At 60.0% G+C, this 19,067-nt stretch carries 21 protein-coding genes, 1 tRNA gene, 1 other RNA gene and 1 pseudogene; 13 read left to right on the top strand and 11 right to left on the bottom strand.

Annotated features, from left to right (window positions below; genetic code table 11):
* Positions 1-35: 35 nt before the first annotated feature.
* The 8 genes from RYZ20_RS08065 to RYZ20_RS08100 form a co-directional block, all read right to left on the bottom strand.
* Positions 36-536 (bottom strand): DUF669 domain-containing protein, encoded by a 501-nt coding sequence (locus RYZ20_RS08065; RefSeq protein WP_317672267.1) that lies wholly within the window; start codon positions 534-536, stop codon positions 36-38.
* A 21-nt stretch (positions 537-557) separates the two neighbouring features.
* Positions 558-1,304 (bottom strand): ATP-binding protein, encoded by a 747-nt coding sequence (locus RYZ20_RS08070; protein ID WP_317672269.1) that lies wholly within the window; start codon positions 1,302-1,304, stop codon positions 558-560.
* Complete coding sequence (locus RYZ20_RS08075) at positions 1,304-1,801, bottom strand: hypothetical protein (RefSeq protein ID WP_317672271.1); 498 nt, start codon at positions 1,799-1,801, stop codon at positions 1,304-1,306. The genes RYZ20_RS08070 and RYZ20_RS08075 overlap by 1 nt, the downstream gene beginning before the upstream one ends.
* Positions 1,794-2,570, bottom strand: a complete 777-nt coding sequence (locus RYZ20_RS08080; RefSeq protein WP_317672273.1) for a hypothetical protein — start codon at positions 2,568-2,570, stop codon at positions 1,794-1,796. The genes RYZ20_RS08075 and RYZ20_RS08080 overlap by 8 nt, the downstream gene beginning before the upstream one ends.
* Positions 2,567-3,052 carry a hypothetical protein gene (locus RYZ20_RS08085; RefSeq protein WP_317672275.1) on the bottom strand — a complete coding sequence of 162 codons (486 nt, stop codon included), beginning with the start codon at positions 3,050-3,052 and terminating at the stop codon, positions 2,567-2,569. The genes RYZ20_RS08080 and RYZ20_RS08085 overlap by 4 nt, the downstream gene beginning before the upstream one ends.
* Positions 3,053-3,063: 11 nt before the next feature.
* Positions 3,064-3,273, bottom strand: coding sequence for a helix-turn-helix transcriptional regulator (locus RYZ20_RS08090; protein WP_173507329.1), 210 nt, complete (start codon positions 3,271-3,273; stop codon positions 3,064-3,066).
* 173 nt (positions 3,274-3,446) lie between these two features.
* Entirely contained in the window at positions 3,447-4,355 is a 909-nt protein-coding gene (locus RYZ20_RS08095; RefSeq protein WP_317672280.1) for a hypothetical protein, read from the bottom strand.
* Between the two features lie 13 nt (positions 4,356-4,368).
* Positions 4,369-5,592, bottom strand: coding sequence for a hypothetical protein (locus tag RYZ20_RS08100; RefSeq protein ID WP_317672282.1), 1,224 nt, complete (start codon positions 5,590-5,592; stop codon positions 4,369-4,371).
* Positions 5,593-5,751: 159 nt separating this feature from the next.
* Here RYZ20_RS08100 and RYZ20_RS08105 point away from each other — a divergent pair, with 159 nt between their 5' ends.
* The 7 genes from RYZ20_RS08105 to RYZ20_RS08135 all read left to right on the top strand — a co-directional run bounded on the left by RYZ20_RS08105 (position 5,752) and on the right by RYZ20_RS08135 (position 10,357).
* Positions 5,752-6,072: a helix-turn-helix domain-containing protein gene (locus tag RYZ20_RS08105; RefSeq protein ID WP_317672284.1), complete on the top strand. Its 321-nt coding sequence runs from the start codon at positions 5,752-5,754 to the stop codon at positions 6,070-6,072.
* Complete coding sequence (locus RYZ20_RS08110; RefSeq protein WP_317672286.1) at positions 6,054-6,986, top strand: ImmA/IrrE family metallo-endopeptidase; 933 nt, start codon at positions 6,054-6,056, stop codon at positions 6,984-6,986. The genes RYZ20_RS08105 and RYZ20_RS08110 overlap by 19 nt, the downstream gene beginning before the upstream one ends.
* Before the next feature lie 222 nt (positions 6,987-7,208).
* Positions 7,209-7,400, top strand: a complete 192-nt coding sequence (locus tag RYZ20_RS08115) for a hypothetical protein (protein ID WP_317672288.1) — start codon at positions 7,209-7,211, stop codon at positions 7,398-7,400.
* Positions 7,384-7,884, top strand: coding sequence for a DUF2924 domain-containing protein (locus RYZ20_RS08120; RefSeq protein WP_317672290.1), 501 nt, complete (start codon positions 7,384-7,386; stop codon positions 7,882-7,884). The genes RYZ20_RS08115 and RYZ20_RS08120 overlap by 17 nt, the downstream gene beginning before the upstream one ends.
* Positions 7,884-9,209 (top strand): recombinase family protein, encoded by a 1,326-nt coding sequence (locus RYZ20_RS08125; protein ID WP_317672292.1) that lies wholly within the window; start codon positions 7,884-7,886, stop codon positions 9,207-9,209. Before RYZ20_RS08120 ends, RYZ20_RS08125 begins: the two co-directional genes overlap by 1 nt.
* The gene (locus RYZ20_RS08130; RefSeq protein WP_317672294.1) at positions 9,206-9,589 is read left to right on the top strand and encodes a hypothetical protein; all 384 of its coding nucleotides are present in this window, start codon (positions 9,206-9,208) and stop codon (positions 9,587-9,589) included. Before RYZ20_RS08125 ends, RYZ20_RS08130 begins: the two co-directional genes overlap by 4 nt.
* 45 nt (positions 9,590-9,634) lie before the next feature.
* Positions 9,635-10,357: a hypothetical protein gene (locus RYZ20_RS08135; protein ID WP_317672296.1), complete on the top strand. Its 723-nt coding sequence runs from the start codon at positions 9,635-9,637 to the stop codon at positions 10,355-10,357.
* Positions 10,358-10,429: 72 nt separating this feature from the next.
* On the opposite strand, the pseudogene RYZ20_RS08140 reads toward RYZ20_RS08135, so the two are convergent.
* Positions 10,430-11,394: pseudogene (locus RYZ20_RS08140) on the bottom strand (IS481 family transposase); the annotation flags it as partial.
* Between the two features lie 235 nt (positions 11,395-11,629).
* On the opposite strand from RYZ20_RS08140, the gene RYZ20_RS08145 reads away from it, so the two are divergent.
* The 4 genes from RYZ20_RS08145 (at position 11,630) to RYZ20_RS08160 (ending at position 15,905) form a co-directional block, all read left to right on the top strand.
* Positions 11,630-11,842: a hypothetical protein gene (locus tag RYZ20_RS08145; protein ID WP_317672298.1), complete on the top strand. Its 213-nt coding sequence runs from the start codon at positions 11,630-11,632 to the stop codon at positions 11,840-11,842.
* Between the two features lie 97 nt (positions 11,843-11,939).
* Positions 11,940-12,371 carry a single-stranded DNA-binding protein gene (gene ssb / locus RYZ20_RS08150; RefSeq protein WP_317672300.1) on the top strand — a complete coding sequence of 144 codons (432 nt, stop codon included), beginning with the start codon at positions 11,940-11,942 and terminating at the stop codon, positions 12,369-12,371.
* A 107-nt stretch (positions 12,372-12,478) separates the two neighbouring features.
* Positions 12,479-14,578, top strand: a complete 2,100-nt coding sequence (locus tag RYZ20_RS08155; RefSeq protein ID WP_317672302.1) for a RecQ family ATP-dependent DNA helicase — start codon at positions 12,479-12,481, stop codon at positions 14,576-14,578.
* 1 nt (position 14,579) lies between these two features.
* A complete protein-coding gene (locus RYZ20_RS08160; RefSeq protein ID WP_317672304.1) occupies positions 14,580-15,905 on the top strand; it encodes a DNA-processing protein DprA in 1,326 nt (441 codons plus the stop codon).
* A 431-nt stretch (positions 15,906-16,336) separates the two neighbouring features.
* Here RYZ20_RS08160 and RYZ20_RS08165 read toward each other — a convergent pair.
* Positions 16,337-16,426 (bottom strand) — tRNA-Ser (locus RYZ20_RS08165).
* Between the two features lie 151 nt (positions 16,427-16,577).
* Between RYZ20_RS08165 and RYZ20_RS08170 the strand changes: the two genes are divergently transcribed.
* Entirely contained in the window at positions 16,578-17,699 is a 1,122-nt protein-coding gene (locus tag RYZ20_RS08170) for an AI-2E family transporter (protein ID WP_317672306.1), read from the top strand.
* Positions 17,700-17,742: 43 nt separating this feature from the next.
* Positions 17,743-18,096: a transfer-messenger RNA gene (gene ssrA / locus RYZ20_RS08175) on the top strand.
* A 77-nt stretch (positions 18,097-18,173) separates the two neighbouring features.
* Here the strand turns inward: ssrA and RYZ20_RS08180 are convergent.
* Entirely contained in the window at positions 18,174-18,845 is a 672-nt protein-coding gene (locus RYZ20_RS08180; protein WP_317672308.1) for a Na/Pi symporter, read from the bottom strand.
* Between the last annotated feature and the right edge of the window lie 222 nt (positions 18,846-19,067).

The raw sequence follows: 19,067 nt of genomic DNA on the forward strand, positions 1-19,067 counted from the left end.
GCCCCGTCAGTCAGGGCGCAGGGCAGCGCGAAGGCTCAGCCTTTCTTGTTCCAGGGCGCGGAGGCCATTTTCGGCGGCACCGAAGAACCGGCCGGGTCAGACACGGGCTTCGCCGGACGGGCAGCAGCGGCCGTGCCCTTGTCGGGCGGCAGGTAGGCAATCGCGTTGCTCTCGCCGTAGCCGTTCTTCGGCGGCTTGATTTTCACCTGGATCGTCATCGGGATCAGGTGCAGTTCCTCGCTGTCGCTGACATGCATCCGGCCCGTGGCATGGCAGATCGCCGAAAGCGTGCGCTGCGCAATTTCCACCGTAGTCGGGTTCGGGTTCACGAGGTTCAGCTGGTCGAAGATCTTCCGGCCCTTCTGCTCACCCTCGAGAATGTCGATCATCAGCCACAGAAACTGGCCCATGCCATTCTTGGTGACGCGCATCTCGCTTTCCACGATCTGGGCGCGGTATTTGCCTGCGGGCAGCAGCTCATAGGCGGTGGTGGGTTCGACGCTGGTCGCGTCAAAAGAGGTGTCGAAACGTGCCATGGTCTTATCCTTTCAAGGCAATCATTCAGGTTGGGGCATGGCTGCGAGGAGCTCCGACCACTCAAGCGGCAGGGTGTCCGGCAGGCCGTAACGGTTCTTGGCAAGGAAGGCGGGGCGCTCTTCGGTGTGCATGACGCGCGCACCGGACCCGAGCGCCCGGGTCACCTTCTTGTTGAAGCCGACATCGGATTTCGCGACCGAGATCTGATAGTTGGCGAAGAGCACGACGTCGGAATGCTCCTGCAGCAGCGCCGAGGCGCGGGCCTGCAACTTGATCACATACCGGTCGTAGGGTTCGTGCTCGGGGCTGTCGAAGCGTTTGATGTCGGTGTGGGCGATCTGGATGACCACCATGCCTTTCTGGTCCCGAAGCGCATTCAGCTTGTCGAGATATTCCCGCCAGACATTCAGCGCTTCGGCATAGCCTTTCCCAAAGCCCGGTGCCTCGATCGAGACCCAGTTGTTGCGCTTGCAGGTCTCGGCCCAGATCAAGGGCTCGAGCCAATCGATGCTGTCGATCACAACGGTGCCGAAATCGTGGTCCTCGTTCAGCAGCGCATCCAGCGCCTCGGCAACCTCCGTGTAGCTCGTTGCCAGCGGGAAATGCGGCACCTGCAGTTTGCCCAGACCATCCTCGGTCATGATGAACACCGGCCGATCCGCAGCGGCGGCAAAGGTGGATTTGCCCACCCCGGCCACACCGTGGATCAGAATGCGCGGTGGCGTCAGCGCAGAGGTCGTGCGCAGGGATGCGAGAGAAATCGCCATCAGAACTCTCCCATGTCAGGTTTGGGGTTGGAAATCGTCGCCACGGCGGTCGTCTTTTCGCCGGTGACAGCCGCGTAGAGCGCATCGAGCCGGTCGGCTTCCGCGAGGCATTCAAGTCCCTTGCGCCGCATGAAACGCCGCGCATCGTCGAGGAGATCAGGTTCAGCGATCAGGTCCGGGACCACGACGTATTCCTCGGCGCTTTCGACGAAGTAGGACTTCGAGCGCAGATCACTGACGAGCGGCGCAAACGCATCGCACCGGTCGGCGAAATCCGTCTGGGTCAGCACGTCATGACGGTTGCGCAGGATGCGCTTAACTTCCGAAATGATCCCGATGCGCAGCATGCGCATCGCGCCTTCCGCCCGTGCCTGCGAGCAGGTCAACGGGAAGGCTTCGCCCATGATGTCATCGGCGATTTTCGGAGCATTGTTGCCAAGCTGGGAGGCCACCTCCCAGACGCGTTCGGCGAAGGCAGCTGACTGACTGTCAAGCATCGAACCACTCCTTGATTTTGGTAAAAGCTTCCGCCCCGGCCGCGATGGCGGCGATGTCGAGATGGTGAAACTGGCTGCCCTGAGCCTCGTTCATGCCCTCGCGGGCCAAGGCGAGCGTGTCATCCGAAGCCCATTCGGCGAAGGCGCGGAACGTGCCGGTGACATGCTGCCAGGCGGCCTGTTGCGGCGTCGGCGGGACATAGAGCGGGTTCCGGCGACTGGGTTTGCGCTCAGGGCGCATTCCCCGCATGGCGGCATCGACCACCATCTTGCGCAGTGCCGCCCGGTTCGGTTCCTCACCACGCTCGAGTTTCTCGTCGAGGGTGCGGCGTACGATGCCCGGTTCAGCCTCTTCCGCGTCGCGGATCAGGCGCGCATCGTGAATGGCTTTGCGTGAAAGACCGATGTCTGCGGCGGAAGGAACAACCTCGTTCCCCTGCGAAACGAGGTCCGTCCGTACCCCGCTCTTGCCGACCTCACCTTGGGCTTGTGCCATGTCATATTCATCGGCGAGGCGGCGTTTGGCAGCGGCTTCGATTTCCAACGCATCAGCCTGGGCGCGATGGGCCGCCGCAATTAGATCATCATGCGCGGACTTGGCCCGGCTGAGGCGCGCGGCACGCTTTGCGACATCGTAGGCAAGCCCTGCGGCCTCACGGGCTTCGAGAACTTCCGCCGAGGTCTTCGCATTCGAAAGCATGGTCGCGGCACGATCAATCAAGCCGGGAAGGCTCGGATCGCCCTGGGGGATGGGAAGAAGTGCCGTCACGACGCACCTCCGTTTAAAACGAAACGGAACTTCGGCTTGCCAGTGCGGACGGTCCGGGCGGGTTCGAACCCTTTGCGCCAGCTTTCCGGCAGGGCACCGTATTTGCGCTCGGAGACCGATAGCTTGGTATCGATGAACTCTGCAGGGTCTTCGCCGGCCGAGGCGATGTTCTCGGCGATCCGGGCGAGCTTGACCTGATCCCAGTCGATACGTTTGGCCAGTTCGGCGATCACGGTGACACCGTCATCCTCGAACCGGATGGTGCCCGTATCCTTGCCTTCCCCATGGCGCGTTGTCTGAGCGCGGTCCGCATATTTCAGGGAAATGGCGCCATCGAGCCAATCCGCGAGAGACTTGGCTTGCGCCAGTTGCTGATCGGCTACGTCTTTCAGCATCGCCAACTGATCAGCAGGCAGCGCGGCAATCTCGCCCACAGGCATGTGGGGAAGGTCGGCCAGGGTGATGTGGTTTGAAATTGTCATGTCGTCCCCCTTCACGCCGACATCGGGCGATGGGGTTCGTGATCCGCGCCGCGGATCTGTTCGGCCTCGAAGGCCTCGACATCCTCGAGCCGGTAGATCACCCGGCCGCCGAGTTTGATGAATTTCGGGCCTTCGCCCGTCCACCGCCAGCGCTCCAGCGTGCGGTGCGATATATTCCAGCGAGCCGCCAGCTCGATCTGGGAAAGGTGCCTGATCGCCATGTGAACCTCCTTGGGATTTGCGCGAACACTTGCGGGATCACCATGGCGGAGGGGCTGGGAGGCACCGTGGAGGCAGCCGGGAGGCAAAACGGGAGGCAGCGCATATTGATGCCCGAAAAAGAAAAAAGGCCGCCCCGAAGGACGGCCTTTTCATGGAAACGCGCAGGGCAAGATCAGGGTTCGATCCAACAATTTCCATCGTCGAATTTGATGAACCGCTGCCAATCGGTGCGACGGCCAAAAGCCTTCTTCAGAGTATTCACCTGACCGCCATACCCGGCCTCTTCAAGGACATGCGCAACGCGCAGGACCGGCGACTTGACCTCATAGGCTGCGAAAAGCAGTTGCAAGAGCAGACGCTGCTTGTCCCCGCCAAAAGTCAGCATTTCACCCCTATGCCAGACGATGCCGCAACCATCCGAATGGTCGATCGGGAACTTGCGCTGGACATGACCCGGAAAAACCCGCGCACCAAGCGCAGCTGGTGAAATCGCAAGCTTACCGGGGGCGATTGCAACATCGGCCACGTTGATGACGACATTTCGCTTGTTCACGGTGATCGGGATGCGATCGCCCAGTGTAGACGTCAGGATGACGCGCACCTCGTCTGGTTGTTGGCGCGAGAACCGGGCATCGACAGGCTGCCAGACGGCAGGGTCAGCCAAGCGCCGGGCAAACCAGATTGGCACCGGCGACTTGGCCCCAGCGAGCCGAATGGTGCCTATGTCCCACGCAAAGCCATCGATCAGAGAGACGGGGCGCGCGGGGGCAACGCGTTCGAAGCCGACCAGCATCTTGGCGAAGACCCTCTGATAATCGACTGCCAGGGCAGCGATCTCAGCGGCATCGACAGCGACCCACCGGCCCACGCTGTTAGTGTAGCCGTACTGCCTGCGCTCGGCGCACCATTCCGCCGGGATGGGCTCATCTTCGAAGTGGTCCATCGCCGTGACGACCGGGATATGCCCGGACGCCACCAGAAGTTCGGCCTCAACCAACTGATCCGTTGCCCGAGGTGACACTTGCCGCAAGGTCGTTGCCTGCACCTTGGCTGCGCGGGTTTCCATCACCTGAAGCAGCATATCGACGGCCCGCTTACTCAATGAGATCACCGAGATCAGCGGTGTCGGTCAGGATGCCCCAGCGGCGCAGATACTTCTCACCGATCAACCGCTCATGCGGGGTCATGTCCTTGAGGTTGCAGCCATGTGGCATGGTCACGGTCAGCGTAAGGGATTTGCCACGCCCACCACCGGGGCCGGGTTGGAACTTGATCGTGAACCGGGCGCGGGTAACAATCCATTCCGGCATCTCCGACGCGATCGACAGGACATGCCCGGTGCCGCCGATGTCGAGCCCGATGCGCTCTTCGGCCATTTCCCAGACAGTGCGGTCGGCACCTGACATGGATTCGAGAATGATCCGCTCGTTGGGCTGACCGACCTCCATCAAGCGCAGTTCTTTCACGGTAACGCCAATGATTCCGTCTTTGACGTCCGTCGGGAAGTCGAAGGGCTTCAGCAACATGCTGAGATCGTATTCCCGAAGCGGGATCGGCTTTTCCTTGAAATCGATGCCAAGCAGGTCCCGCGCCATATAGGCCGTCAGATCCCTCCGGTCTTCCAGCGTATTGGCCACAACCTCGATGACGCCGGTATCCGCCTCATAGGTCAGCGACGCTTCGAAGACCGGCTTCACGATCCGACGCGACAGCGTGCTGTTCGCGTCGAACCCCAGCATGTCTTCGGGGCGGCCTTCCCGGTAAACGGCAACCTGAACCAGGTCGCATTCCTGGTCTTCGAGGATAACGCGGTGCCGGTCGAAAATATCGACATGCACATGCGGGGTGTCGAAGCGGTCGCGGATCGCCTTGGTAAAGGCGGCAACAGACATCGGATCGCGGCGAACGGCGCAGTCCTTCTCGACCTCAAAGCCATTCCACGACCGCGTCCGACGGCGCTCGTCGTTGTAGCGCACCTCTTCCGCAAGGCGGAAACGGTCGTTCTCGTTCAGAAAGACCCAGAGCGACCGATTGTTGGCCCCCTCGAGCGTGTCAAAGACGGAGCGGTTCTGGACGACGTTGTGCAGGGCATTTTGCCCGGGCTCATCCGCCAGCGCCGCAACGCGGCCAGCATCAAGGACAACGCGCTGCTTTTCATCATCGGTCATGCCGTCCACCGCTTTGATGAGCGGTTCGACGATCTCGGCCTCGGGCTTTGTCCAATCGACGGGAGCGAGCGACGTGAACCCGCCAGCCGTGAAGTAATCCCTCAGGCGGACAACAGGGGTTTTGCGGAGGAAGGCGGAAATAGCAGTCATGGGCAGACCTTTCGAGACCGGGAGCAGGGAGAATCGGCGCATCGCGATACGCAGGCGTTCGATATATACCGAACAAATCGCCGAGTCTACTTGCACAGCACGTTTTTGTTCGGCATATCGAACAAATGTCCTGAACCCAAGGAAAACAAGGATGAAACGATGACCACGTCCCTCGGCGCGAAGATCAAGCGCCACCGCCAGGAGAAGGGATATTCCCTCGACAAGCTCGCCGAGCTGACCGACTCGAGCAAGAGCTATATTTGGGAACTCGAGAACCGCGACACCCGAAAACCCTCCGGCGAAAAGTTGACCCGCATCGCACAGGCCCTCGAGGTCACGACCGATTACCTGCTCGATGAAAGTGAAGAACCCAGCGATCAAGTTCTGAAGGAGGCGTTCTTCCGCAAATTCAGCAAGCTCAAACCGGAAGATCAGGAAAAGATCACCGACATGATCGACCTGTGGAGCAAAAAGAGTTGAGTCTGCGCTTGTCGCCCAAAAGCTGGGCAATCCGTCTGACACAGATTCTCTCGGCCGTTCAGGGCACGCACGGGCTGCCGCGGTTTCCCATCGATGTGGCAGCATTGGCGCAGGATATCTCGCGCAACCTCTTTCCGGATGCGCCCATCACGATGGTCAGGGGCCTCGATCTGTCAGATGGCATCGAGGGCATGCTGATGCCGCACCCCAACGGCTCGGGTGAATGGGGTATCATTTACAACGATAACATCCCGTCCGAGGGACGGCGCAATTTTACGCTGGCCCACGAACTCGGGCATTACCTGCTGCATCGGCATTTGCACCCCGCTGGCCTCGAGTGCACCAATCGCAACATGGCGGACTGGGACGAACGCCGGAACAAGATCGAAGGCGAGGCCAACACCTTTGCCTCCTACCTCCTGATGCCGCTTGATGATTTCCGCGCGCAGATCGACGGCCGCGTGATCGACATCGACCTGATGACTGAATTGGCCGACCGCTATGCTGTTTCGTTGACGGCGGCGATCCTGAAATGGATGACCATCACCCACAAGCGGGCGATGATCGTCGTCGGCAAAGATGGCTTCATCGACTGGGCTTGGTCCAGCGAACCGCTTCTGAAATCCGGCGTGTTCTACCGTGCCCGGCAGATTGTGACTGAGTTGCCAGCGGCATCTCTGGCCGCGCAGGAAGTGGACTGGGATACTGGCCGTCACGGCCATCACCACCCGGCCGGTGTCTGGCTCGGCAGCGAACCCGTGCGCGAAATGACCGTGTTCTCACCTGGGAACGAGATGTCGATTTCGCTGCTCCTATATCCCGACCGCGGACCGTCGCGGTGGGAGATGGCCGAGCTCGAAGAAGAGCCCGAACTCGACACGTTCGACAAATTCATGGGCGGCGACGCGCGCTGATTCGCGGCCCATTGCGCCTGACGAGGTCACCAAGGCCGGGGATTGCGTGCGCAGATTTTCGCGGCATTACGCATAGCGCGATGATGTCCTCAAATTATTGAAAAACTTGTAATTTCCTGATTTCGCGATACCTTTTGACCATCATCCCAATCGCGAAAAGTCGCCATGTCTTATGTACCAGAAACCCCGATTTCGGGGCCCAATCCCCTATGCCCTGACCGCATGTCGGCCGACGCGCGCCTCTCCGAGATCGGACGCATCCTGGCCGCAGCCGTCGTTCGGCTGAAGGCTGCACAGTCCAGCGGTTTATCTGCCGAGAACGGAGACAGTTTCGTGGACTTCTCGCACCGAAAGAGCGGTGGTCGTCGTGCAAAACGTATCCGCATCGGAGGAACTCATGAAGCATCACAATAAGATAACCCCTGCGCAGCCGGGGGATGATCCAAGCCTGGATCAGACGGTGCTGTCGCGCCTGGCCGCCCTGAAGGCGATGTCAGTCAAGGAGTTGAAAGCCGAATGGGAAAAGCTCATCGGCACCTCGGCACCGAACAACAGCCGCGCGTTTCTCGAACTTCGGATCGCCTATCGGCTTCAGGAGCTGACCTACAGCGGCCCCGACCGCGAGACCCGGCGCATGCTGGATCTCTTGGCCGATGAGGTCGAAGGGCATGCCCGGCGCAAGCATCAGATCGCCGACCCCCGGAATCCCGTGACGGGCACAAAGCTGCTGCGCGAATGGGATGGCGTCGAGCATACCGTCATCGTGCTGAAAGACGGCTTCGATTGGCGGGGACGCAAATTCAAATCCCTCTCCGCCGTCGCCCGCGAAATCACCGGCACCCGCTGGAACGGGTATCGCTTCTTTGGCCTGCGGGAACGCCAGCGGGAGGACGTGTGATGGACTTCAACACCCGCCCCAACCGCCGCCTGCGCTGCGCCATCTACACCCGCAAGTCGAGCGAGGAAGGGCTCGACATGGAATTCAACAGCCTCGACGCCCAGCGGGAGGCCTGCGAGGCCTATATCGCCAGCCAGAAATCCGAGGGCTGGGTCGCTACGCGCGAACGCTATGACGATGGCGGTTTTTCGGGGGGTAATCTGGACCGACCCGGCTTAAAGCAGCTGCTGGCCGACATCGACGACGGGCTGATCGACGTCGTCGTGGTCTACAAGATCGACCGTCTGTCGCGCTCGTTGATGGATTTCTCCAAGCTGGTCGAGGTGTTCGACCGCAACGGCGTGACCTTCGTCTCGGTGACCCAGTCCTTCAACACGACCACATCCATGGGGCGGCTGACACTGAACATCCTGTTGTCCTTCGCCCAGTTCGAACGCGAGGTCATCGGCGAACGCATTCGCGATAAAGTGGCCGCATCCCGCAAGCGCGGCATCTGGATGGGGGGCTATGTACCCCTCGGATACGATGTGCAGGATCGCAAGTTGGTAGTGAACGAGGCCGAGGCAGCCGCAGTGCGGGGGATTTTCCAGCGGTTCATTGATCTGGGCTCGGCGACCGTGCTGGCGCGGGAGCTGCGTGGTGAGGGCTTCCGCAACAAGCAGGGCACGCTGATCGATAAGGGCTATCTTTACCGGCTGCTGAACAACCGCGTGTATCGGGGCGAAGCTCTGCACAAGGGCAAGGCCTATCCCGGTGAACATGATGCCATCATCGACGCAGACCTCTGGGATCGCGTGCATGCCATCCTGCAGGAAAGCCCTCGCAAGCGGGCCAACAACAGCCGGACGCAAACGCCTGCACTGCTGAAGGGGCTGATCTTCGGCGAATCTGGTGCCGCCATGACGCCGACCAGCACGAAAAAGGGGGCCAAGCTCTACCGCTACTATGTGTCCATGGACGTGATCCGGAACCGCGAGACCGGCGAGGAAACCGCACCGATGCGGCTCGCCGCCGGAATGGTCGAAAATGCGGTCGTGACCGAAGTGCGGCGCATTCTGCAAACGCCAGAGGTCGTCACGCTGGTCTTGGCTGCGCTGAAACGCGACAGCGGTGGGGCATCGGAAAAGGATGCCATCGCGGCCCTTCGCGAGTTCAAGGCCCTCTGGTCGCAACTCTTCCCGGCTGAGCAGGCCCGCATCATCCAGCTCTTGGTGCGGCGGGTCACGGTCACCGCCGCCGGGCTAGAGGTCGACATTCGCCGCGAGGGAATCGCCGGGGTCATCCGCGAGATGGTGGCGCCCAGCAGGCTGGAGGCTGCGGAATGACCAAGCCTGACGACACCATCCGCGTTCTCATTCCCCTGACAGTTCGCAAGAAGAACGGGCGGCCGAAAATCGTGCCGCCCGCCGACTACCGCGCCAGTGAGGATCAGGCCCAAGATCCGCACATCCTGCGGGCCATCGGCCGGGCATGGGGGTGGCGGCGGCGCATGGATGCCGGTGAGTTCGTGACCATCCAGGAACTGGCCGAGGCCGTTGGATTGGCGGAACGACATGTCAGCCGACAGCTGCGGTTGGCCTATCTGGCACCGCATGTGCTGAAGCGGCTGACTTGCGGGCGCGAGGCGTCGGCGGTCAGTCTTTACGACCTATGTTTTCTGGCGGGTGAAAGCTGGCCGGAGCAGGTGGGGCGGACGGTCGACTGACAAAATTTTAATACTTTGCTGAATGGTAAGTTGATCGTCGCTGTAGTGCGTGGCAACCTGATGCAGCGTATTGCCGCAAAAGGCTACGTGGCCATGCCCGAACCGCACGCCCTTTGGAAGGAAAGAAAAATGCACATCAGTAACACACTGAGAGTCGCTTTCATCACGGGATTTATGGCTATTGCCGCGCCGGTCCAGGCTGACACATGCGATTATCGGCCTTCGCGCATACTTGGTGACAGTGGAAGTACAGCAGTCATCGGTGGTGGTATAGCGGTTACCTCGACCACAGGCGCAGCCACTGCATTGGGCGTTTACACGCTGGTCAATGCTGGAAGCGGTTTGACGATGCTCGGTTCGACTATGGCGGGAGCATCGGGTGCTGGAACAATTGGGATTATTGCTGGCACAGGTGGCGCAATTGGAACCGCAGGTGCCATTATCCTAAATCCGTTTGTCTGGGTGCCAGCAGCAATTGTAGGCGTGGGCGGTGGGGGCTTCGAGGCGGCGTGTGCATTTCTCGTAGATGAGAGAATAACTGAATACGACGAAGTTCTAGCAGTAATGCAATCCTTTGCCACACACGCCGATCCAGAGTATTTTCGCCTTGTAACGAACGCTATCCCAGCGTTCATCAGTCTATACGACGGAGCGGGAACTTGGACACGCTACGATATTGATAACCTTTATATCGCTGATGGCGTTTTGAAACACAGAGACTGGGGACGCAATACAGTTATTGGACGAGTGGTGCTTCTCAGCGACTAGGATGCCGAGTTAACCGAAAGTGAATAAAAATATATAAAGGTCATATAAACTGATATGACAACGCTGATAGCTGTCAGATCCCACGTGATTGTATACGCGCTTCCTGAACAGCTCGGGCTTTTGGCGCTGCCAGTCCTTGAGGGCGTTGATGGGCGTTCGGCCCTTCAGGGCTGATTGCGGGAGCTGGCTGTTGTAGAGGTGGACCTAGCGCAGGAGGGTCTGTTGCAGGTCCTCGCCGCTCTGGAAGCGATGGCTCTGCAAGACGTCCTCGATCCGGCCGTTGAACCTCTCGACCATGCCGTTCGTCTGTGGCCGCATCGGCGGGGTCAGGCGGTGCTCGATGCCAAGCTCGGCGCAGAGCAGGTCGAACTCGTGCTGTCCGGTGGCTGCGCGTTTGCGCAGGCCAAACAGGCGGTCGGTGAAGGCCTTGCCGCTGTCGGTGAGAACGCGGGTGATCTTCATCGGGGCCGCGCGCTCCAGGTCGCGGAGGAACCTCCGCGCGTTGGCGGCGGTCTGTGCCGGATAGATGCGCACGAAGACCCAGCGCGTCGCCCGGTCGATGGCCACGAAGAGGTAGCGGCGGCGGTCCTCGTCGGCCATCTGGGGCAGGTATTTCACGTCGATGTGCAGGTAGCCGGGTTCGTAAGCCTTGAAGGTGCCGTGCGCGGGCTTGGGCTCCTTCGGCTTCAGCGCCTGCAAGTTGCCCACCCCATGGCGCCGCAGGCAGCGGTCGAGGCCCGAGCGGGAAACATGCGAATTGAGGAACTCGCGCGCCACGGCGAGCAGGTCGTCGAGCGGCAGGAGAGCGCCTTGCGCAGCGCCACCACGACGGCCTCCTCCGCCGGTGTCAACGTCGTCTGCAAACGATGCGGCGTGTGGCTCCGGTCGTGGACGTTTTCGCGGCCTCGCCATTTCCAGACCGTCTGCTCGGAGATCCCTTAGCGCTCGGCCACCATCCACGCCGGTTCGCTGCTCGCCTGGATTGCGGCCCGGATCTTCGGCGTCGTCGTCGCCTGCTTATGCAGAGAGATCAGCATGCTCCCATCCCCTCCCGCACCTCGCGCAGAACCGATCTTGCCATGAACAGAGCGGAGCGGCGAGGGTCTATGTGATCATCCGGGATGGAACAGATAGCCAAGGTAGACGTCGTGATCATCGAAACGTTGTTGACCAATAAGGCTGCTGCATGCCGACGACCGGCCTAGCGAGGACCAGACGCAGGATCCGCGTATTCTCCTCTCCATTGGGCGGGAGTAGCGTTGGCGTTGGCGAATGGATGCTGGCTATTTGAGAACAATTCAAGAACTGGCGGAAGCCGTCGGGTTGGCCGAGCGCCATGTCAGCCGCCAACTACGGTTGGCCTATCTGGCACCGAATGTGCTGAAGCGGCTGACCTGCGGGCGAGAGGCGTCGGCGGTCAGCCTGTACGATTTGTGTTTTGTGGCAGGGGAGGTTTGGGGCGAACAGGTGGGGCGGGTGTTATGAATTCAGCGGCCGCGATTCCCTCCGTTGCTTCGGCAAGCATCGCCTACTAACTTCAACCAAATGATCGGTGGCGGGCTTCAACGAAGGGGAACAGTCTATGGCTGGCAGCGTGAATAAGGTGATCATCGTCGGCAACCTGGGCGCGGACCCAGATGTTCGAGACCTGCCAAGCGGCCAAAAAGTGGCCAACCTGCGAGTAGCTACCAGTGAACAGTGGACAGATCGTGCTTCAGGTGAAAAACGCGAGCGAACGGAATGGCATACCGTCAGCGTCTTTGACCAGAATGCCGCACAATACGCTCAAAATTACCTGAAAAAGGGAAATAAGGTCTATATCGAAGGCCGAGTAGAAACGCGAAAATGGCAGGCACAATCAGGTGAAGATCGCTACAGCACAGAAATTATTGTGAACCAAATCGGTGGAAAGCTGATTGGCCTATCTGATAGACAAGAAGCACGGGGGAACGAAGAATACGACCGTAACCATTCTACATTGCCGCCTGCAATCGATGACGTGATACCATTCTAGAAGGCAGTTGCAACACTCGGCGCGTCTGAAGATTTCCATCCCAATCTAGCTAAGGGAGGTCCAGCCCTTCCGGAAGCTATTGAACATGACAAAAACAGGATGAACGCGTGACTGATCAGGCAGCCGCTCTCGAACTTCTCAGGCTTGCACTTTGCAATGGAGCCGCCGAGTTCCGCGATGGGCAGTGGGATGCGATTGATGCACTTGTGAACCGGCGAGAGCGGTTGCTCGTGGTCCAGCGGACCGGGTGGGGCAAGAGCTCCGTCTACTTCATCTCGACACGCATCCTTCGCGACCGCGGACGCGGACCAACTCTCATCGTGTCCCCGCTCTTAGCTTTGATGCGCAACCAGATCGAAGCCGCAGAGCGGCTAGGGGTCCGCGCGCGCACCGTCAACTCGACCAACCGAGACGATTGGCCTGACGTCGAGCGTGCCGTCAGGAGGAACGAAGTAGATGCGCTGCTGGTGTCGCCTGAGCGCCTCGCAAATGAGGAATTCGTGGAGAAGGTTTTGCTGCCTATAGCTGAGCGGATCGGTCTGCTCGTGGTAGATGAGGCGCATTGCATTTCCGACTGGGGTCACGATTTTCGTCCGGACTATCGCCGACTCGTCAACATCTTGCAGCGCATGCCCGCCAACGTCCCGATCCTCGGCACCACCGCCACCGCGAACAACCGCGTGATCGAGGATGTTCACAACCAGCTTGGTGACATCGGCATTCAGCGTGGAAGCCTGATGCGCAGCACCCTCGCCCTGCAGACTGTTCAACTGCCAACCCAAGCCGCACGGTTGGCATGGATGGCAGAGCACGTCAGTGCTTTACCCGGAACCGGGATCGTCTACACGCTCACGAAGCGAGACGCGAAGCAGGTTGCCGACTGGCTACAATTGCATGGGATCGATGCCCGAGCGTATTTCAGCGGCGTGGTTGGCGATGGCTTTCAGGACTCGGATGCGTATCGTCAGCACCTCGAACGCAAACTGTTCAACAACGAAATAAAGGCTCTGGTCGCAACAACTGCGCTCGGAATGGGCTATGACAAACCCGATCTTGGATTCGTCGTACATTACCAAGCGCCGGGCTCAATCGTCGCATACTACCAGCAGGTCGGTCGTGCCGGTCGCGCCATAGACCATGCCGTCGGTGTGCTGATGTCGGGCGAGGAAGACTCGCAAATCCATGATTACTTCAGGAAAAGCGCATTCCCCAAGGAGAGGTGGGTCCTCGCCATTCTGGAGGCGCTTGAGGAAAGTGATGGTCTGAGCGTCCTGCAACTTGAAGAGGCCGTCAACCTACGGCGTGGCCAGATTGAGCAGGTGCTCAAGTTCCTTTCGGTGGAGAACCCGGCGCCGGTCCTCAAGTCAGGCTCAACATGGCAGCGGACACCCGTGCCCTATCGAATGGACCACGAAAAGATCGAGCGCTTGACCGGACAACGCGAGACAGAATGGGAAGAAGTCAAGAGCTACGTCGCAGCGCAGAGCTGCTTGATGGAGTTCCTGGCAAAAGCGCTCGATGATGCCGATCCTCAACCATGCGGAAAATGTGCCAAGTGTCTGGGGCGACCGATTGTAGACCCGGACTTCACCCGTGAGATAGCTATCTCAGCCGCGCGATACCTCCGTCACGCGGAACTAGAGCTGGAGTGCAACAAACAGGTCGCCAGGAACGCACTGCGCAAATACGGGCTCAGCGGGAACATCCCCGCAGCACTCCGCGCCGAAACCGGTCGGATCCTGTCGCGATGGGGCGACGCCGGCTGGGGACAGTTGGTCGCCGCCGACAAGCACGCTGGCTACTTCCGAGACGAACTGGTCCATGCAGTCACGGAGATGCTGAACGATCGCTGGCGGCCCACGCCAAGACCGGCATGGGTGACCTGTGTGCCCTCGTTGAACAATCCCACTCTCGTTCCCGACTTCGCCCACCGTCTTGCCGACGCACTGGGACTGCCGTTCAAACCGGTGGTAAAGAAGGTAAAGGGAAACGAGCCACAGAAAGTGCAGCAGAACAGATTTCATCAGTGCAGGAACCTGGACGGCGTCTTTGAGATCGACGGACCGGTGCCAGCTGGCCCCGTGTTGCTGGTGGATGATGTAGTCGACTCTGCTTGGACGCTAACGATTGCCTCTGCCCTTCTTCGAAACGCCGGCAGTGGCCCCGTTTGGCCTTGCGCTCTCACAACCTCGAGCATTGGGGCCTAGAATGAACCTGAGTTCCCAAGCACAAGCGATCATCCTCCTCACAGTCCCCTTTGGCAAGACAGACGCCAAGCCACTATCGGTCAGGGAATGGGGACGGTTCGCTCTCTGGCTCAAGGACCATGAACTGGAGCCATCGCGACTCCTCAAGGGTGACCCGCAATCCCTTCTTTCCGGCTGGATGGACCGTACCGTCACCCTGCAAAGGATCGAAGGCCTGCTGGATCGTGGCGCAGCACTCGGCCTGGCGTTGGAAAAATGGCAGCGGGCTGGGCTATGGTTCGTTACCCGATCTGAGCCCGACTATCCGGAAAGACTTAAGCGCAGGCTGCGCCTTGACTCTCCTCCGGTACTCTTTGGTTGCGGCAACAAAACGCTTCTCAACAAAGGCGGCGTCGCGGTGGTGGGATCCCGTGATGCCGACGAAGCAGACCTCAACTTCTCAGCGAGTTTGGCTCGAGCCGCCGCCAACCAAGGTCTGTCGGTGATTTCCGGCGGTGCTCGTGGCGTGGACGAGAGCGCGATGCTCAGCGCCCTCGAAAGTGAGGGCACATCAGTCGGAGTGCTGGCAGATAGCCTTCTTCGCGCAGCGACATCTGCGAAATATCGCAAGCACCTGCTCGCCGGCGACTTGGTTTTGGTCTCGCCGTTCAACCCGGAGGCCGGCTTCAACGTCGGCAATGCCATGGCAAGGAACAAGCATATCTACTGTCTGTCCGATGCTGCCGTGGTCGTGAACAGCACGCCCGACAAGGGAGGCACCTGGAACGGCGCGATTGAAGACCTGAAAAGCGAATGGGTACCACTCTGGGTGCAGCCGAAGGACGACCCTGCATCCGGCAACGCGGCGTTGGTCCAGAAGGGTGCGCGCTGGTTTCCGCGAGATGTGCCGGTGCTGTCAACCTTGTGGGAAATGGTTGCCGGCGGGGATGCGGCACCCGAAGAAGCGGGATTACCGCTACTGCAATCCGAGACGGTGAACGCTGCTGCTGAAACAGCCACTACACCCACGAAGGCCACTTCTGCAGAGAGTGATGATGGGGCTGCCGATGCGCCGCCCCCAGGCAATCCCATCGCGAAGACCGACGCAGACTACAGCTCTTCAGAACCTGCGAGCGACTTCTACAGCTTGTTTCTCCTGCGCTTGCGGGAGTTAACCGATGGCGACCCAATGAATGTCGAGGATATCGCTGCGCGTCTAGAGTTGGAGAAAGCGCAAGTAAACGCCTGGCTGAAGCGGGGAACTGCGGACGGGCAGATAAGGAAGATAAGCAAACCTGTTCGCTATCAGTCAGCATCGTCTGAGGAGCGACAAGCATCCCTTTTTTGACAGCGGTAAATTGGCATAAAGCTAAGGCGATTTTGAGGTGCCATGTAACGATTTTAGGCTGATATGATCACTGTCGGCTTGTTTCTGCTTTCGGACCTCGGTTCAAGTATCAAATTGGGCAGCATGCCCTGCAAATTGCGCTCCAACCCGCACGACCACGCCGCCTTCTGGTGTCTCTGTTCGCACCGAGAGCAGACGAACCCGCTGCAACTGCGGCGCAATTCGATTTCGCCAACTTACTGAAAGTGCGTTACTTTTTGAATCCGCCTCGATTTGGGTGAAGGGCGGATGGAAAGAGACGCGGGGCGTTCAGAGACCGATTTCTGCCCAATCGCCAGTCTCCGAAAGTCGGACGGCCTCACTAAACTCCTTTGAAACAAAAAGAAAAAAGGCCCCGTCAGGGACCTCATATCGGTTTTGCAATGTGCAAGTGGCGGACGGGAAGGGATTCGAACCCTCGAGACGGTTCCCCGCCTACACACTTTCCAGGCGTGCGCCTTCGACCACTCGGCCACCCGTCCGCCGGCGGGTCTATCCGAAACCATGTGCAGGATGCAAGGGGCTGGTGCGCTTAATTTCGATCAATCGCGCCAGCATATATGGGCGTCGCTTGTCATGGGCTTTGCCCCCCTCTAGCATGGGGTTCGCGGGCGAAGGGCTGGCAGAGGAACGATGGATCGCAAAGCAATGAAAGACCACTCTTCGGGACACGAGACAGCCCCTGCCCTTACGCACGAGCGGCGGCGTGAGCCGCGGCAACTTACAAATGTGCTACTGGGCATTATCGCCTTTGCGCTGGTGCTGTTCTTGCTGGTGCAGGCGCGGTTTATCCTGATCTCTCTGGCAATCGCGATTATCCTGTTCTCGCTGACCTCCGAGGCGATCAACACTATGCGCAAGGTCCATGTCGGGCCGGTTCGCATTCCGAACTGGCTGGCCTCGCTTGTTGCTCTGGCGATGATCGCCTCGGGGCTATTGTCGCTCTCGGCAATTCTGATCTCGCAGGCGAACGAGGTCGTTACGATGATCCTGGCCTATGCCGAGCCCGCGCAGCGAGCATTCGCCCAGATGTTCCGCTGGATGGGAACCGATGTCGAGGCAGCCGTGCTGGATTCGATGCGCAATTTTCAGGTCGCGGGATACCTCAGCTCACTGGCCGGACAGGCCTCGAACCTCTTGTCCGCAACCGTCCTTATCACGCTGTTTGTCGGCTTCCTCTTTGCCGAGCGCATCTGGTTTCACGCAAAACTTGTAAGCCTGATGGGTGACGAGACATCGGCGCGGCATGTAGCGCGAATGGGTGCCTCGATCATGCATAGGGTCAACCGCTATCTGCTGGTGAAAGCGATGGTTTCAGTGATCACCGCCGCAGCCGTTTACGGCGTATTTGTCGTGGGCGGCTTCGGCCTGGCGATGCCTGTCGCGATTCTGACATTCGCGCTGAATTTCATCCCCTCGATTGGCTCGATCATCTCGACAGTAGTGGCCGCGCTGGCGGTCTATGTGCTGACGCAGAACGTCTCGAGCGCCTTCGGGGTGTTTCTTGTGACCGGCTCGATCCAGTTCGTGATCGGCAATATCATCGACCCGATGCTGATGGGGCACGCGCTGCGGCTCTCGTCCTTCGGGATCATCATCTCGCTGGCCTTCTGGGGCGCGGTCTGGGGGCTGCCGGGGATGTTTCTGGCAGTGCCGATCATGGTGGCGCTGATGATCGTCTGCGCGCAGTCCCCGACGCTGCGCCCGCTGGCGGTGATCCTGTCGCGCGAAGGCCTGCCTGAACAAGAGGATTAATCCGGCGCGCGGGCGCCGCCAGCCCCGGCTTTATTTGAGGCGCCGCCTTGAAGCCTCGCGCAGGGGGCCGTATATTGGTCACGTCCTTTCGGGGACTATGGACATAAACGCGCATGTAATAAACGGATCGGACCCGGGGGCGGTACCCGGCGGCTCCACCAGACATCCCTCATTGGGGGCGAATGGGGCCGAAACAGGATCGACGAACGTCTAAAGATGTTAGCTTTGTCTCGGTGAGCTACCACCGTTATCGGTGCAAAACGTACAGTTGCCAATGACAACCGTGCTCCGGCAATGGCTCTGGCTGCGTAAGCAGTTCGGGTCGCCGAAACTTAAGTCCTAGCGCTTAGCAGCCCTAGGCGGGGTTCGCAGGTACCTGGCAACAGAAACCTGCACTTCCCTCCCCCGTTCATGCAAAGAAAATCTACAATCGCGCCCTTGGCATCGCGCGAAGACTTGCTGTCTGACGTGGGCCTAGCCCGAGTCGTTCAGGAACGAGGTCGCATCCGCCGCGCTCAGATGGCGCGCGCGGATCAGCACATCAACCTTTTGCGTCGTGTGGCGCGCGCGATCCTCGACGGTGGCGCGCTCCTGATCAAGGTCGATCTCGTCCTTGAAGCTGTCAAAGCCGACCTTCATGTAATGGATGCCAAGGAACAGAAAGCCCATCCCCGCCAGCGCATACCCGATCCCGCGCAGGGGTTTGGCCTTTTGAAACACCAGCACGATAGAGAGCGCGATCATCGGCATTGCAAAGGCGGCGATATTCACCTTCAGCCCCAGCCCCGCCACCAGCCATGCGCCCGTTGTCGTGCCTATATTCGCGCCGAAAATCACCCCGACCCCGCCGATCAGCGAGATCAGCCCGGTGCTGAGGAAGGAGATCGTGATCACCGACACAAGCGAGCTGGATTGCAGCAGCGCGGTCGAGACCGTGCCGAACAGCACCGCGCGGGGTGTCGAGCGGGTCGAGGCTTGCAAAATCCGCTCCAGCAGGCCGCCGCTAAGCAGCCGGAACCCGTCTTCAAGCATCAGCATCCCGAACAGGAAAATCGCAACCCCCGCCGCGATGTCCTGCACGCTCGGGTTCAGCCAGAAGGCAAAGATCAGCGCCCCAAGCGCGACCGGCAGGAAAAAACGTCTCACTCGGATCTCCGTTTGCACCACCCCGCGCAGGATGGCGCAGATCGGCGCAAAGCGGTAGCCCCGTCGGTCAGACCCCGAAATATCCGCTCATATCAGGCTACAGCGCATGATCCCAATGGCGCACACGATCCGATGTCCTCCCCCGAAGGCAGGCACTACTTTTTGGGGCATCCTGTCTGCAGGGGGCGCATAGGGGAAAACCAAGGCCCCCTCTCCGCCCGA

The sequence above is a fragment of the Pseudothioclava alba genome (assembly GCF_033100795.1).
Lineage (GTDB): Bacteria > Pseudomonadota > Alphaproteobacteria > Rhodobacterales > Rhodobacteraceae > Pseudothioclava.

Coding starts and splice junctions, on each gene's coding strand:
- RYZ20_RS08115 (WP_317672288.1), top strand. CDS start 7,209: ATGTCGGCCGACGCGCGCCTCTCCGAGATCGGACGCATCCTGGCCGCA.
- RYZ20_RS08120 (WP_317672290.1), top strand. CDS start 7,384: ATGAAGCATCACAATAAGATAACCCCTGCGCAGCCGGGGGATGATCCA.
- RYZ20_RS08065 (WP_317672267.1), bottom strand. CDS start 536: ATGGCACGTTTCGACACCTCTTTTGACGCGACCAGCGTCGAACCCACC.
- RYZ20_RS08160 (WP_317672304.1), top strand. CDS start 14,580: ATGAACCTGAGTTCCCAAGCACAAGCGATCATCCTCCTCACAGTCCCC.
- RYZ20_RS08105 (WP_317672284.1), top strand. CDS start 5,752: ATGACCACGTCCCTCGGCGCGAAGATCAAGCGCCACCGCCAGGAGAAG.
- RYZ20_RS08095 (WP_317672280.1), bottom strand. CDS start 4,355: ATGCTGCTTCAGGTGATGGAAACCCGCGCAGCCAAGGTGCAGGCAACG.
- RYZ20_RS08085 (WP_317672275.1), bottom strand. CDS start 3,052: ATGACAATTTCAAACCACATCACCCTGGCCGACCTTCCCCACATGCCT.
- RYZ20_RS08125 (WP_317672292.1), top strand. CDS start 7,884: ATGGACTTCAACACCCGCCCCAACCGCCGCCTGCGCTGCGCCATCTAC.
- RYZ20_RS08130 (WP_317672294.1), top strand. CDS start 9,206: ATGACCAAGCCTGACGACACCATCCGCGTTCTCATTCCCCTGACAGTT.
- RYZ20_RS08100 (WP_317672282.1), bottom strand. CDS start 5,592: ATGACTGCTATTTCCGCCTTCCTCCGCAAAACCCCTGTTGTCCGCCTG.
- RYZ20_RS08090 (WP_173507329.1), bottom strand. CDS start 3,273: ATGGCGATCAGGCACCTTTCCCAGATCGAGCTGGCGGCTCGCTGGAAT.
- RYZ20_RS08145 (WP_317672298.1), top strand. CDS start 11,630: ATGGATGCTGGCTATTTGAGAACAATTCAAGAACTGGCGGAAGCCGTC.
- RYZ20_RS08070 (WP_317672269.1), bottom strand. CDS start 1,304: ATGGCGATTTCTCTCGCATCCCTGCGCACGACCTCTGCGCTGACGCCA.
- RYZ20_RS08075 (WP_317672271.1), bottom strand. CDS start 1,801: ATGCTTGACAGTCAGTCAGCTGCCTTCGCCGAACGCGTCTGGGAGGTG.
- RYZ20_RS08170 (WP_317672306.1), top strand. CDS start 16,578: ATGGATCGCAAAGCAATGAAAGACCACTCTTCGGGACACGAGACAGCC.
- ssb (WP_317672300.1), top strand. CDS start 11,940: ATGGCTGGCAGCGTGAATAAGGTGATCATCGTCGGCAACCTGGGCGCG.